19 protein-coding genes are annotated in these 14,704 nt (G+C 42.1%); all 19 read right to left on the minus strand.

Translation table 11 applies throughout. The features are described 5' to 3' along the window. Positions 1-2: 2 nt before the first annotated feature. The 19 genes from ACSC9N_RS09820 to ACSC9N_RS09910 all read right to left on the minus strand — a co-directional run bounded on the left by ACSC9N_RS09820 (position 3) and on the right by ACSC9N_RS09910 (position 14,702). Positions 3-287: a DUF2845 domain-containing protein gene (locus tag ACSC9N_RS09820; RefSeq protein ID WP_130234781.1), complete on the minus strand. Its 285-nt coding sequence runs from the start codon at positions 285-287 to the stop codon at positions 3-5. 65 nt (positions 288-352) lie between these two features. Next, positions 353-919, minus strand: coding sequence for a hypothetical protein (locus ACSC9N_RS09825; protein ID WP_395475208.1), 567 nt, complete (start codon positions 917-919; stop codon positions 353-355). Positions 920-990: 71 nt separating this feature from the next. Next, entirely contained in the window at positions 991-1,734 is a 744-nt protein-coding gene (locus ACSC9N_RS09830) for a hypothetical protein (RefSeq protein WP_078425817.1), read from the minus strand. Further along, complete coding sequence (locus ACSC9N_RS09835; RefSeq protein WP_078425818.1) at positions 1,727-1,906, minus strand: hypothetical protein; 180 nt, start codon at positions 1,904-1,906, stop codon at positions 1,727-1,729. The genes ACSC9N_RS09830 and ACSC9N_RS09835 overlap by 8 nt, the downstream gene beginning before the upstream one ends. Before the next feature lie 8 nt (positions 1,907-1,914). Beyond that, positions 1,915-2,367: a phage tail terminator protein gene (locus ACSC9N_RS09840; RefSeq protein ID WP_078425819.1), complete on the minus strand. Its 453-nt coding sequence runs from the start codon at positions 2,365-2,367 to the stop codon at positions 1,915-1,917. Continuing rightward, a complete protein-coding gene (locus ACSC9N_RS09845) occupies positions 2,360-2,908 on the minus strand; it encodes a phage virion morphogenesis protein (protein ID WP_395475209.1) in 549 nt (182 codons plus the stop codon). The genes ACSC9N_RS09840 and ACSC9N_RS09845 overlap by 8 nt, the downstream gene beginning before the upstream one ends. An 8-nt stretch (positions 2,909-2,916) precedes the next feature. Further along, entirely contained in the window at positions 2,917-3,360 is a 444-nt protein-coding gene (locus tag ACSC9N_RS09850) for a gp436 family protein (RefSeq protein WP_058869392.1), read from the minus strand. 8 nt (positions 3,361-3,368) lie between these two features. After that, the gene (locus ACSC9N_RS09855; RefSeq protein WP_395475210.1) at positions 3,369-3,722 is read right to left on the minus strand and encodes a hypothetical protein; all 354 of its coding nucleotides are present in this window, start codon (positions 3,720-3,722) and stop codon (positions 3,369-3,371) included. Positions 3,723-3,732: 10 nt separating this feature from the next. Then, complete coding sequence (locus ACSC9N_RS09860; RefSeq protein ID WP_395475211.1) at positions 3,733-4,812, minus strand: major capsid protein; 1,080 nt, start codon at positions 4,810-4,812, stop codon at positions 3,733-3,735. Between the two features lie 5 nt (positions 4,813-4,817). Beyond that, entirely contained in the window at positions 4,818-5,192 is a 375-nt protein-coding gene (locus tag ACSC9N_RS09865) for a hypothetical protein (RefSeq protein WP_395475212.1), read from the minus strand. A 3-nt stretch (positions 5,193-5,195) separates the two neighbouring features. Then, positions 5,196-6,155, minus strand: a complete 960-nt coding sequence (locus ACSC9N_RS09870) for a hypothetical protein (RefSeq protein ID WP_125273678.1) — start codon at positions 6,153-6,155, stop codon at positions 5,196-5,198. A 223-nt stretch (positions 6,156-6,378) separates the two neighbouring features. Continuing rightward, positions 6,379-7,584: a phage head morphogenesis protein gene (locus ACSC9N_RS09875; protein WP_395475213.1), complete on the minus strand. Its 1,206-nt coding sequence runs from the start codon at positions 7,582-7,584 to the stop codon at positions 6,379-6,381. After that, the gene (locus ACSC9N_RS09880; RefSeq protein WP_395475214.1) at positions 7,585-9,051 is read right to left on the minus strand and encodes a phage portal protein family protein; all 1,467 of its coding nucleotides are present in this window, start codon (positions 9,049-9,051) and stop codon (positions 7,585-7,587) included. 12 nt (positions 9,052-9,063) lie between these two features. Beyond that, positions 9,064-10,740, minus strand: a complete 1,677-nt coding sequence (locus tag ACSC9N_RS09885; protein ID WP_395475215.1) for a terminase — start codon at positions 10,738-10,740, stop codon at positions 9,064-9,066. Continuing rightward, the gene (locus ACSC9N_RS09890; RefSeq protein WP_395475216.1) at positions 10,737-11,243 is read right to left on the minus strand and encodes a DUF2280 domain-containing protein; all 507 of its coding nucleotides are present in this window, start codon (positions 11,241-11,243) and stop codon (positions 10,737-10,739) included. Before ACSC9N_RS09890 ends, ACSC9N_RS09885 begins: the two co-directional genes overlap by 4 nt. Before the next feature lie 46 nt (positions 11,244-11,289). Then, complete coding sequence (locus tag ACSC9N_RS09895) at positions 11,290-11,919, minus strand: putative metallopeptidase (RefSeq protein WP_395475217.1); 630 nt, start codon at positions 11,917-11,919, stop codon at positions 11,290-11,292. 1,117 nt (positions 11,920-13,036) lie between these two features. Beyond that, the gene (locus ACSC9N_RS09900; protein WP_004693409.1) at positions 13,037-13,276 is read right to left on the minus strand and encodes a hypothetical protein; all 240 of its coding nucleotides are present in this window, start codon (positions 13,274-13,276) and stop codon (positions 13,037-13,039) included. A gap of 164 nt (positions 13,277-13,440) precedes the next feature. Continuing rightward, a complete protein-coding gene (locus tag ACSC9N_RS09905) occupies positions 13,441-13,995 on the minus strand; it encodes a hypothetical protein (protein WP_395475218.1) in 555 nt (184 codons plus the stop codon). An 11-nt stretch (positions 13,996-14,006) separates the two neighbouring features. Then, positions 14,007-14,702 (minus strand): metallophosphoesterase, encoded by a 696-nt coding sequence (locus tag ACSC9N_RS09910; RefSeq protein ID WP_395475219.1) that lies wholly within the window; start codon positions 14,700-14,702, stop codon positions 14,007-14,009. Between the last annotated feature and the right edge of the window lie 2 nt (positions 14,703-14,704).

Raw genomic sequence — 14,704 nt, forward strand, 5'->3', positions numbered from 1 at the left:
CCTCAGCGACGTTCCCAAGTAATTTTAGATACGCGACCTTCACGAACGGTTACGGTATAAATCTCGTTTCCAACTTCATAAATGTAATCTGTCACTGAGATCGTAGTATTGTTGCCAGTATCAATTGTATAAGATTGCTGGTAAATAGGCTTTCCTGCTTTAATTACCAATGAGCCAACCGAATCGCCAACTTGAACAATATCACCCCCTACACGGAAGCTGCGAGTTTCAGCAGCCATAACCGAAAATGATGTGACTAATAACAAGCCAGCCAATAATTTTTTCATGAATTTACCCCTCGTTATAATTGGATAAATCATAACCTGCTCAAATTCACAGCACAATGTGAATGTTACTGGTCTTTCTCAAGACTCTTAATGAATTCATTGAACTTCTTATTGATGGCATTCTGCGCCCTTGTTGCGATCGCTAAATTACGCATTTTAATGCGCTCGGCCTTTTGAGCTGCTTTGAGATAGTGTCTAAATGAGCCATAGCTCATTTGCATGATGCTTTCATGTGAGTGGCCATTCGAAGCCAACAACTGAAATACATCAAACCAACTGCTCTTTTTACGTGGATCTACATCGTCCCGGTGTTTAGGTTTGGGCTCGGAAAAAAATGCGTCATTCACCTTAATTACAGCATCCAATAACAAGATATTAATTTCGCCCTCTTTCTTGAATAGATCGATGACCTGTTCAATGTTGTGTTGCAAACAATGGGCTATCAATTGCGTCGATTCAAACGAATGAGCATCAAAGATCATTTGTGCGGTTTCATCTGGATGATTATTCAAAAAGTCTTTGATGACCTGCGCTGCACCCGACCACTCATCAAAGTTATGCATCTGCAGCTGGTACACCAATAGATCGCCAACTTTGACAGGTCGATTTGAAGCTATAAAAAAATCATTCATGATGAAATCTCAAAAAGTACAGGCACAAAAAAAGATGCCTAATGCATCCTATTTAAGTGCCTGTAGTGGGTTTATGCAGCTTTAGGGATTTGGGTGTAATAGCCGTATAAGCCAAGCGCACCATCTTTATCTTTAGTCAGATCACCCAATGCATCACCACTGATTTCGTATGAACCAAATTCTTCATGAATTAGGCCAAAGCTCGAATCGGGCGATTTAATTGTACGGTGCAAAGCTAAGAACACTTTGTCTTTGCTGATCTTATCAATACCTTCAAAGAACAATGCATATTCAGCACCGAAATCAGATGCGATCGTAGTATGTGTCACGGCGCCAGTGGTATAACCAATCACAACTTTTGGCAAATCATCAAGAAACTCAATCGTGCCATAAACCGCATCTAGCTTATATTTCGTTGATTCAATAGGAACTGGTATTGATGCTCCATCAGTCACTGTTGGTAGAGTTAGATTAAAACCATCCAGTTTAATCTTCTGACCTTTGGTGACTGCACCTAAATCAAGATCAGCTACGGTTTTGGTCGCTACAGCTACATTTTTACCTGACAGGATATATGCCAGGTTATCAGCATCAACTTGCTCAAGTGTGCCACTGAACGAAACCGCAGTGGTGTTGTATAGCACCAAATCAGTCGTATCATCACCTGACATTGACTCGGTATGCTCAATCTTGTCAGCGGTGATTTCAAGCGTAAAGTCAGGAATGTTGCCAAGTTCACGCATGGCACCAACAACGCCTTCAACAATTGGGGCAAGGGAGAACTTACCACGCAATGAAATGTACTTCTTAGCCATTCGCAGGCACCTCTTTTGATTTTGGTTTGGCTTCTGCTTTTACGTCTGGTTTGATTGATTCAATCACACCATCTTCTAAAAGCTGTTTAATTTTTTCTTGTGGTAGATCACCCACAATTTGACCTTTCACCCATGGACCAATCGGCTTTAAGGCTTTGTATTGCATTTTCATAAGGTTCCTTAATCAGGTTCGGTTTGAATGAATAGCTCAGACTCTAAAACCACAGTTGAGTAGACACAGCTTTTAGAAATGTCTTCCTCTGTATTTATATAAATCAGTGGTTCAGCACTGGATTCAGGCTCCCAGCCACTCAGTTTTTTAATGATCTTAATGGTTAGATCACCAGCCATATCGAATGCTTTAGAACCATCTGTCACCTGAGATGCTGCATGCTTGCAACAAGCTGTCACTTCCCAGACCACCTTCAGCTTAAGTGCATCCCCCTTACTCACCACTCCTGCACTTTTGGTACGGCGGAAATTCACTTGAATGTTGGGTGTGGTTTGGGACAGTTCAGTCGTCATACCTAGATTTTTAGGGGTATAGATTTTCTTTACACCCCACTCATCCATGAATTGCTCGAGGCGCGCTACGATCTCATCTCGTACCGCATATAGATTTTCATCACTCATCTAGAACAACATCCTCAACAATGGTTAATAGGTCCTGCTCGTCATCTACAGTTAAACCCAACCAAGCACGTGCAGGCATTTTCACGGTATAAGCACCAACGCTTACGTCTTGAGAAAAGTTAGATCGTGTTTGGCGAACAAAACGATTACCGACAACACCAGTCTTTTGGTTCTGCCTGAAGTAAACCGTGCTTTGACGAGCCTCATGTTTAATTTCACCGCCAAAGTGATGGATCGCACCATACTCAACGTCCGTACCAACCTCAAAACCATTGCTGATTGTATTGTTGGTAATAGAGTTCATTAGACGCGATGTATCGCGAAGCGTGGTACCGCCTTGGCGCATCACCCTTACGGATAATGGCCACTTGCCGTATAAGCCCTCCCCGCGTGACCAGCGTTCGCGGATATTCTCCACCAAGGCTGCACCCATACGCTCATAGAGTCTAGACTGACGCTCCTCAACATCAGCATACAAACTTAGAGCTTTAGAGATCGCTGAGTCACCATCGGCACGGATTTCAATTAATGCGCCTGGCATGCATCACCTCACTTAATGCTCGGCATTTTTCCAAGGACATCGTCACCAAAGACACCACCTGTATAAGTCGTACCAATTGGTGCTGTAGATGGTTTGTTTTTGGGTTGATCATCCACGATCTGGCTAGTTTCCACATTCTGAATTTGCAAATGTGCTTTATTGGTTGCAACCAGCTTTAAAAAACTGACTGCATCCTCATAACGCTTACGCACTTCTTCAGTGGGTTGCTGGAAATAAAGCCGATAACGTGCAATATCACACGCCATTCGCTCTAAGTTGCTTGGCACATTTGGAAGAGGTAAAGGATAGCGACCACCGATATACCCATTAATTTCTTCTGATGCGTCTTGTAAGGCATCCTGAACAGCAGTTGATGCACTTGCATGCATCAACTTCAATTCATCAATCTCACCACCAAACCGCGCAACTAGATTTGCTTCAGTCGCGTACATGGGTCACCTTATTTATCAGTAGTAGCTTTCTTGGCTTCGGTGGTGGCTTTCTTTAAAGCAGCTTCAGTTGTGGCTAAAGCCTTTTCAAGTTCAGCAACTTTCGTTTCAAGCCCATCTTTTTCCTGATCAGACTTCGCTTTCTCTTCAGTCATGAGCTTGATAGTTCCTGCTTGTTCAGCATTTTCCTTTTCAAGTTCAGCTAAACGTTCAGCAGTACCATCAGCCTTAGGTTGTTCTGGAGCTTTTTCTTCTTCAATAGCTCCAGATGCTAAAAGGGCCTGAAGTTGTTTATCTTCAAGCCCTTTGATTTCATCACCTGGCATAAAATGCCCGATGGATTGTTTTGCGATGTACTTCGGCATGTCTTACTCCTTATAGGGTGATAAAGCCGGTACCACCGACTACACCATTTTTGTTAGAAGGCACGACCAATGGAGCAGACTCTGTCATCAACATGATGCCGCTTGGATCTTCACAATACCATTGACGGTCAAAGTATTGCTGAGCAACACCGTTGGCCAACATATTTTTGATCTTACAATGTGCCACTGAGCCGTTGGTATCAGAAATCAAGGAGAAGTAATCTTTTGGAATAAAGCGCTTCACCTGACCTTTATTGCGGTAAGTTGCGTCATATACCCAGAATTCGATTCCATCAAATGTCCCCTTAAGGGTCGCAGACTCTTTGACACCAAAGCTTGGTGTAACAGGAACAGAAATACCAGCGTACGGTGTGATGAATTCTTTCTTGAATTCTTCGTTATTCCATAAAGCAGCCCATACCAAGCCAGACATGATTGCTTTTTTGGCCTCACCTCCATCGGCTGCCAACTGACGCTCGAGCATGGTTCGGATATCTAAAACAGGTTTAGCACCTGCTTCATTCCATTTGATCAACGGCGTATATGTCAGAGAGGCATCACGACGGTAATCAACCAAGTTGTATTCATAGTCATCTGAATGAAGGGCATATTTACCATTTTTCAGAAGATCAATCGCCATCATTAGGACTGAGTTATCAATGGCATCATGGTTGCGTTTCATCACCGCAATTTGGGAAATAACCATCTGCTCTTGTAGAGACAATTGCTGATTTCCAGTTGAGATAATGCCAGCGGTGCGTAAACGCTCAAGTAATGAGATTTCAAATGTATCGGCCGGACTAACCTGATTTTTTGGCTTGTAGTAGGCCGGTTTCACATGGCGTACTTCACCCGATTGAGTGGTATCAAATGGCTTACCGGGTTGTTGTGGTGAAACCAGTGGTGCTAGATCATGTTCAGCTGACAATTCAGCCAAAGGTACATCATCACGTGTGAATAATGGACGATTTGGAAATAGTTGGTCTAATAGCCAAGTATCCATCGGGCGATAGTTTGAGTGGATTAGTGCTAACTCACCCACATCAAGCAGTTCTAGTGGGGTACCTTCAATATTAAAAGCTTGTGGCATGTCATTTACACCTTAGAAAGTTCGATTTTGTTTTTGGTTGCTTTGGCGCGTGCTGCAGCGTATTGAACTGTGGTGAGTAAAGTGCCACCAAGTGATACTGCTTCAACGTTAAATACACCACCGTAATACACTGGAATTTCGATTCCATCAGCTGCTTTTATTGTTGCTTCTGCTGCAGATACATCCTGACCACAAATCACATCCCATGTTTTTTCATCAGTGGCATGAGCCAGTACATTGGTATCTGATAGCGTTAACAGGTCGCCATATTTAAATGCCGTAGCTGTCGGCACTTTTGCATTAGCACGACGTAACTTTTCATTATCCAAAATCAGTCGTTTTGACGTGACCGAGATAGGCGGTACATAGTGAGTAACCATGAATTATTTCCCCTTTTGTTCTGCGAATGCTTGAGCACCAGCTGTGAATTTGTGTTTATCACCAGCGCCTTGATTGCCATCTTGCCCTTGACCACCCTGACCGCCTGTAGCTTGGTGTGTGAACAAATGATTAAGATGTGATGGAATTTGTTGCTGTTGCTGACCAGCTGATGGTTGATTACCTGCTGAGAATTGCGTTAATTGCTGAGACATGAATGCAAATGAAGTGTCATCCATATTGGTATAAGACGTCTTTTCTTCAGCGCTAAATTGCTTATTTAAAGATGTCTCAAGCGCTTTGATGTCCCCTTCACGCTTGTCAGCTTTGAACTTTTTAAGTTCTTCCTGAGCATCATCACGCTCTTTTTCAGCTTGTTTCTGTGCGGCTTGCGCCTTTTCTAATTCGGTCACGTCTGTGTCCTCTGTGGGTTGGTTAGGGTTATGGCTTGCGGCTACTGCCATCGTGTTTTCATCTGCACCTAAGGCACAAAATGAAACTTCACGAATACGACCACCGCGGAATATCGTAATAGGTCCTTGAAGCGTCTTTCCGTTAACAATCACTGTTTGATCAGCTGCAACTTCTTCAGTCTTAGCAGGCTCAATACGGACAGACATCTGCCAAGGAAATCCATCATCTGAGTCTTGTGCTACCTGAGTACCAAACTCATTGCTCATCAAGTCCCCATGTACAACCAAACCCTCTTGATGGCTAATCGTATGAGTATTGATTGCACCTGCCCGTTGGCGTGAGCTGTGTTCTAAAAGTGCTGGAATGCGACCCTTAATCTGCATACTATCCAAATCAAAAATCACTCGTGTCCAATACCAGTGATCTGTAATAACCTCACCGCTATAAGCCACTCCTGAGAAGGTGCGTTTCTTTTTACCTTCCTCAACAGGATCTACACTTAGGTCACCAAGCCGAAAGCAATAATGATCCTGCTTTTGTTCATCTGGCATTTTTCATGCTCCATAAAAAAACCGCCCATTAGGCGGCTTCAGTTAATTTTGACTCATGGTTTCTTTGGTGGTCGAGATAGAACGCAGCACATAGCTCGTACAAGATTATTCACTCTCGATGGGCTACCAATCACAACTACTTTTTTCTCGCAGCCACACGGCGAAAAACCATTACCATTTCGACCATCCAAACCACGTCGACACGATTCACATTTTGCAGTCATTAATTCACCAATGCTTTCAGTGTGTAAATCATCTTGCCATTCAGTGTTTCAATCGAAACCACTTCAAATGACAAGCCTATTGGCATTAATACGCCATGACCAGCATTCAACTCGTTTAGATCGATCCCTAAGCCTTTCGAATTCTCAATCTGCAACACCACATCGGAAGCATTCTCGGCTAACAGTAATGGCGAATTAAATTGAATCGTTTGCCCAACCTCATAAGCCACTACATGCTGCAAGGTCACTCCGCCTGTCACGATTGCAGCTGAATTACTCGCCACGGCGTTTAAGGCTTGCATGTCCTGTCTGAGCCATTGCTTTAAAACATCAGCCGCTTTCGAACTTACAGACGCATTTAGGTAGTTCGTGATTGCAGCATCATTGCCCTGCACATAATCCAAGAAAGTCTTGATTGCACTTGGTCTAATGGATGGATCTAAAGGAATAACCGTATTGGCCACCGTGTTGAATAGATCTCTCGATTTATCATCCATCGGGGCTAACAGACTGGTGAGCTTTTTGGATGCAGTCCATTCGGCCTTAATTGCTTCTTTCTGCTCTAGTAGATATTCCTTATCAAGTAATGACTTAGAAATCTTCTGATCCACCAATGCCTCAAACTCTCCAAATTGCAAAGGATGGGAGCTCCAATCCAAAGCTTCAGCAACCTCTGGCAACTTGTCATCTGGTGTGATGCCGTATTTAAGCGCTTGGGCTTCAGTTAAGGCTATACATGTGCATCTACAGCGAAATCCAGTGGGAGGGTAATGCGTTAGCCAAAACGGATGATCAATCGGTAATACAATTCGATTCAATGCCAAATGTGCTGGACGCACACGTGAGTCATTGATAGCCGAATACATCAGATACTGACGTTTATCTTTATTCCGTTGCTGTTGCTGCCAACGTCCATGGCCATATGCACTTTGGATATTGGTCCGAAATACATTATCCAGGTAATGCTTGGGTAAAACGATTTCCGACTCAGCGACAAGCTTCTGAAAATCATTAAAGGTGCCGCCCGATGCTAATGTTTTGTTAAGTGACTTAATCACCGACTCAGCTTGTTCAAGACTCGACAAAAAACTAACCGTAGTTGCCATTTGCCGTGTCTTAAGATCCATTGAGTAAAACTCATCAGGTAGCACTACTTTCTTACTATGCGCATACTGCAGCGCTTCAAGAAACGTGACTGGTTGCATCTATTTCCCCTTTGCTGCTGTTGCATACCCCAATACATCTGCAGCATATAAAGCCTGATCCAAATGCGCTGTAAATTGCGACTGTGTTGCACCAGGTATTAATCGAGACAAATTGAATAGCAAAGCCTCCGGTGTCTCAGACTCAGCTGCCAATTGTCTAATCTGCTCATTGGTCAATAGCTCAAGGTCATCCTGAGCATCTGTCAGTTCATCCAACTCTTGCTGCTCAGGTGACGGCTTTTGCACTGATGCCTTAAAGCTGAATGCTTGATGAGGTAGTGCAGAGAATTTGGTGTTAGGGACTGCATCACTGGTATTCATCTTGAAATGCTCAGCCTTAATGCCGTATGTCTCAATCACATATTGATCATTAAACTCAACACCTAATGTTTTAAGCTTAATATCACGATCAACAACAGCGACCTTAAGATCCTGCTCACCGCCCAGGACAATTGTGTGCTTTTCAAAGTTATTCAGCAGGCAGAGTGCGTCTATGAGCTCTTGAATCGTAGGCGTGATCATGCGTAGGTCTGAATTACGCTTATCTAAGCGAACATCGTTATGCACTTCACCCAAAGCTCGACTTCCAACACCATCAGTCCCACTTGTGAGCGTTTGACCTAAGACTACCTTTTGAATACGGCGGGTTAATACATTGTCAAAAGCTTCAAATGCTGTGCTGCCACCATTGGAAGAGCTTCCACCAATAGTTTCTACAGAATCCTCTGCGCCAATAGACATAACTGATTGAGCATGTGCATTGAGCAAAGCCGATGTCATAGCATCAATATCATCCTGTTTACGATCTTTACCCCCAACTTTCCCTAATAAGATTGGTGTGCCAAAGCGTTCTAAAAACTTGACCCAAAACTTTGTTGTATTGGTACGGAAGAACCATAGCCAATAAAGCTTCGACAGTAATGGATCACCATAAGGCTGTTTGAATGTAGGTTTACGGCGTGTCAAAAAGAACTTGAGTGGATATTTGGCATTCACATCAATTTCTGTAGCATTTTGTCGGTAAATTAAACGTCCATCATTCTTGGGCTCAAACCATTCTAGAGGCTTAACTACAATCTCATTTAAGGTGAATTTACTATCACTGGTAAGTGCATAGTTGGCTTCCATAACCGAATAACCATAAGGACAAGCTTCCCATGCACCTGAGACGATTTCAGCATGCCAACGAGTGAACAAATCCTTTAGAAAAACCGTTTGTTCACCATGATCTTCAACAAATCGCCACGGCGCATTGAGAACTGCATCAAGACGCGTTTCCATGGCCTGCGCAATCTCATCATCTACCATAAGGACTGATAATCGTTGCCGGGTTAGCCCAGCCTGGCGAAGTACTTCGTCAATATCGGCTTTACGCCCCAAAGTGAATGCAAGGTTCTCAACTGCAACCTCTGTCATCAAGCCGGCTGATTTAGGCTTTGTTTTCTTACTTTCTGACTTCTTTGCCATCTTAAAAACCTTTTAGAAACTTCGTGAACCTCCACCTCCTGGTCTTAATCGTGCAGGTGGTTTGATATCACTAAAACAGATCATGACGCTATCAGCCCGGTTAGGTGACAAGGCACCATCGGGTTGCTTATTTACAAGGATTTTGCCAGCACCGTTTTTACTGTAGGTCGGCTGTGATAACTCACGCTTAAGTTGCTCTAGTTCGCGCTTATCCAAATCTTCAGTCGATAGCGAGATAAGTGCATCAGGATCGTATTGCATGCCTTGTAGTGCTCTGTACGTGTTCTGGAAGCGCATGCGCAAACTCCACCACATTTGAGCTTTTAGATTTGCGAAGAAATCGATATTCTTCCTAGCTTCTACCATCTCAAGTTCTGGGTTATGTACTGCACCCGAGCCCCTGAACGGATCTGCTTGGATCTGATCAATTCCTTTTGCGTTGTTCTGCTCATTAATAACTCGGGCATCGCCGCGAACTCCAGCTCCCAAACCATCAGCATCGTAGAAGAACAAATTCAGTTTTTGCTCTAAGCAAATATCGATTGCCTTTTGAGTGGTGCCAAAGATGTCATCGCCAATGCCTGACCAGGTATCCAAATACTGCAGAACAATGCCATGACGCGAGGCAAAGGAGTTCTTATCCTTACCCTCATCTGCCACATCAAGTGCACCATTACGCTCACCTGATGGCTGTATATCGAGTTTTATGTGCGAATCTATAGCTGCTTCAACCCATGCCGATGGAATCAACACACCTTCAACTGAAGCGGCATAGTCAATATCAACTTCTTGGGCTAATACAATGTCGTCAAGCGTCGCAATTTGCTTTTCATACCACGGATGAATCAACTTCCCATGGAGTGAGACAGTCCAGTTTTTATCTGGGTTGTCACGCCACGCCATCGTAAACACGGCATAACGACCGCTGAACCGATCTTGGTGAAACTTGTCACCAATACCGTTTGGCGTTGATCCCTTAATATGAACGTTTGTGTTCTGCGATATAGCTGCATCTACAGCTTCTTGACGCTCTACGAATGCCCATTCATCAAGAAAGTACATCGTGGTACGTCCACCACGACCAATATTATCTCCAGCCTCGCCCGTAACTGTTGCGCCATTATCAGGATTGATAATACGCATGTAGTTGTCGTGAACCTTTTCGACAAAACTTTTCGGCTTCATCCAATCAGGAAGTTTTGAGAACATATCTCGGAACTTATGCAACAGGGTTTTAGGATCGCCCTTCTTATCAACCAGATCCTCTTTACGACTACCCACACCGCCAGCAAAGCCCTCTACAAATAACCATCTATGTAAGTAGAAGCCCAGCACAACATAGCTCATACCTTCATCACGACTCTTCTCAATGAGGCCATGAGTTTGAGTGCTTTCCCGCTCAAGTAACCAGTCGACCAATTCAACTTGACCAGGGCGAAGTACAAACGGAATATTTGCCGGTAATCCAAAAGGCATCCCCCTTGGATCGTAGGTCCACACCCAATGATTAAACCAATGTGCTGGATCATTCTTACACTTATATATCTCAGCCTGAATGCTGAGCTCGCTTTGCTCAATTACTGCTCGGTAATAGTAACGTCTGGTCATCTCAGCAATGACTTCAGGCAAACGTGTGCTAATCGTCCACTCTTTGATGAGGGGCGCTATTTCTTCAATTGCGTAACTCATAATTTGCCATTAATTGCTAAGCGAGATAGCTCCTGCGCTGACATCCCAGCAAGCTGCTCAGGGGTATACATAGGGGGTTGAGTTTGTTCATTCTCAGTTTTTATAGGTCCACCATCAGCGCCTGTAATTTCTTTACGGTTGGTATAGAGCCCACCCACTTCTTTTGCAGCTTGCTCCAATAGATCAGGAACAATAACGGCGTTATCTTTATAGCGATCATGATCTATAAAGTTTTGAAGCCGCCTTAAGCGATAGGCAATATTTGCAATTGGAATTGAATTAACGTTCTTATTCATATCCTCTCGGATTCGATAAAATTCATTTTTGAATTCTTCGCTTAAATCCTGCCCAGTCTTTTTGGTTGGGTCGTATGCTTCACACTGTTGTTTCGTTACCGTAATGCCAAATTCTTCTTGGACGCCCTTAGCAGTTTCAGTAGGTGTCTCATAGGTTGCTAATGACCGAACTATATAGAGTTTCACCCGTTTATTAAGTCTTGCCATTTATCCAAATCCGTCCAAGTACGTCCAAGTAAAATGGCAAAAAATTTTAAGCCAATTTTAAAAGACAGGTACCACATGCATGTGCAATTTTAGCTTTTCCAATTGTTGGCCCATCATTAGCAAGGTCTACCATCTTCTGCACATCTTCTGATGCACCATAGCGTTGAACCACACCATGAAACTCTTCGACATCGTGTGGTCTTAAATAGTATTTATATTCACCCGTTGAAGGACTAATTAAGTAATTCCCATCTTCGTCCCGCTTAGCACCCAAGTGGTAAAGCTCATGCTCAATTAATGCGCAAAATTCTGTATCACTTGCCTGTGAGGCGAACTTTGCATCAATGGTGATAATGAAGTCAGGCACACAACCAAACCAATCAATCATCTGTTTTTCTTGCCGTAACTTGCGCCATCCACCCGCCATAGGTGCAAACTTTTCAGTTTGGCCCAATACAACTCTGTCAGCTTTGATGAATGCTGAAGATGCCCATAGAACTTTAAATAAGGTGCTAGGCCACGGCGATATGTGTGCGTGATCAGGGTTATAGAGCTTTCCATCACTGGAAATGAAAGTATCGATAATCCACTCTTCAAGCTCTTTTGCTGGCTCAAAATCAACATTATTTAAAGGGTCTATATTTAGAAGTCGCTCTGGTGGTTGTGGCCTTTTCATATATTTCGCCCATTAAAAAACCACCCGAAGGTGGTTTAGTTTAAAACAACATCGACATCTGCCCAAACTCATAAATGATTAATGTAAGGACAAAGGCCGAAACCGAGATTATAAGCACATCTTGTGAAGCCATACTTTTCTCCCTTTATTGTTCTTTTTTTATACTCTCACAATTAAAAAAATTATCAACACTAAAAGAATACATTTCTCACAATTTATAGGGATAGATATGTAAGAAATTATACAAGAGTGGTTTATTTGTTAATTAATCGTACAGGCTTGTTCTTAAATTCTTAACCCGCTCTTTCAACTTAATCATGATGCCATCTATCGCCAGCATCTGTTTGACACAAGATCACCAATAAGGGAAATTTTACTCAATTTTATTTAGATACACTAAAAATATTATTTTTTGTTTAATTACAGTTAATTAATTCTATGATAATGTATCAAAAATTTGATTTTAGTGTGAGGTAAATCTCATGAATAGGGCCTTATGTATAATAATTATGGTTTGCTTGATCACCTTAATCCTTGCTTGTCTTGGGTTATGGATTTACTCAAAAGACATATTTTTTTTAGGTATTGGAGTATTATTAGCAATTGCTTTGCTTTTAGTATCCCTAGAATTTAAGAAAATAAGAAAGGATCCTTTTTCTTAACACTACCAAATAAGAAAAGAAAAAACCCCGCCAAGTTTGTTATCTCAGCGGGGTTTATGTGCCGTAATACGTTCGGCAAATGCCACCGAAGTGGCGAGGGTTCACTTAACTTCTTTCAAACAATCACGACACACTTTGATTTCTTCATCATCAACCGTGTAATCGATCTCAATTGCACCATGTAGGCCGAATAAACACATCAGTAATCTAAGCATGATTTTACTCCTGGACAATCAAGCAATCATGTCGCAAGAAATGTCAGTTACTTTTACTTATAAAACATAAATTTAGAATATTTATTACCGAAATAATGTCAGTGATTTTGTCGAACTAAGAAAGATTTCTTCTTGGTTAATCAAGCAATGATCAAGCATTTTAACTTGGTGTGATTACACTAATATTTCTCAGGGCAATAAAAAGCCCACCATTTGGCGAGCTTTCCTTGATGCTTAAACCTACTCTTTTGAACACTTCACTTCAAACTGGTATTCGTCTTGGGTAACCTTAATTTTAATATTTTTATATTTTCGTTTGTTTGGATCCATTGCCGACCCTGCTACTTCCTCAAAAAAGCTACGATCATTCATTAGCTCGCCATACGCTTTATAACCCAACAAAATCTTTTCAGGTTTTTTGCCGTTAACTACTAATTCACTAAGAGTATCATCTAATTTCTTGACAGTTAGAATTGCCATTTCAGTTAAAGCTCAAAACAAAAATTCATTATTGCTTATTTTCATGAACAAACAATGTCAAAAAAAGCCCATCGTTTGATGAGCTTTTAAAGCTTGGTCTCGGATAAACCGTAATACGACCAGTATAGTGAAACTATAGCTTAGTCTTCGCAAAAACGAAATACCTATGCCTTTAATTCTTTGTAAGTATTTTTCTTATACAACTCTATTGATTTTGATGCTTCATTAATTGCTGACTCGATCGCCATGACCATTAGCTTTTCGTATTGCTTCCATGTCATCCGATAATTATCAACATTCATTTGCATGGTATTAATCCCCGCATAGTACAAACGTCCTTGAGCAGTGAAGTTATTCTCAAGCTGGGGATCTAAAGAGAAATCTATAACCATGCGTGCAATTAAGTAAGCCAAATGATTCATGGTGATTTGCTCAGGCTCCCGTTTCTTATCAGCCACGGCGTTTTGAAGCATGATATTTACCAGGTGCATACGCACATATTCATAATCACTTTCACACTTACCATCAAAGACAATTAATGAAGTAACCGACTTCGCCAACTGCGTATCCATTGTAGCAATGGAACCTAAACGATCTTCGTAATTCAAAGGTTTCTCCCCAGTGCCATGAGCTTGTGGCTCAAAGTTTGGTGACTTCGCAGTAATGCCATGAGTCAACCATTCAAATTGTTCAAATTTATCTGCCATAACTGCATTCATCCCAAATCCCCTCAAATCAAACTCAAATCTAAAATTGTCATGGTTCCCCAGTGAACCGCACCAGTATCAATCCAGTAGCAGTTATCGCGCTTGCATGGCTTCTGAGTAACCGTATGCCCCATGATTACCGCATCAACTCCTGAAACATGGGTGTATTGTTGGTTTTCTTCATCCAGTCGATCACGACCCCACATTGCTAATTCAGTAGGGAAGCGTTCCTTTTTGATAATGTGCTGAGCTTGATCAAAATTATTTAGAATGCTTTTAAACTCATCCCAATTGTTCTGTTCGATATGGCCATGAACAAAGCCAAATTTTCTAGCTTTGTGATTAATCTCCAAAGCAATCGGTAGAGTTTTTAATTTTTTAATGATTTCGCGCTGCACCTGATAATCCAGGTCATAAAACCACTCACCACCATTTTGAATATGGCAATTGAAGTAAGAGCGATTAACATCACCCATGATGACCAAATCTTCATGATTACCCTTTACGGATGTAAACCAAGGCTCATCAATTAGACTTACGCATTCTTCGTTCTGAGTTCCACGATCCACCAGATCACCAACCGCAACCAGCAAATCATTTTCAAAGTCGAAGCCAATTTCTTTAAGTCGAGTCATGAGCAGGTTGTAGCAGCCATGAATATCTCCAACCGCATAAAGCTTGCCTGTTATCTCTTTGTCCCAAACCTTAACCATTGCCATTC

The organism is Acinetobacter sp. PC34, assembly GCF_051789135.1.
Lineage (GTDB): Bacteria > Pseudomonadota > Gammaproteobacteria > Pseudomonadales > Moraxellaceae > Acinetobacter > Acinetobacter johnsonii.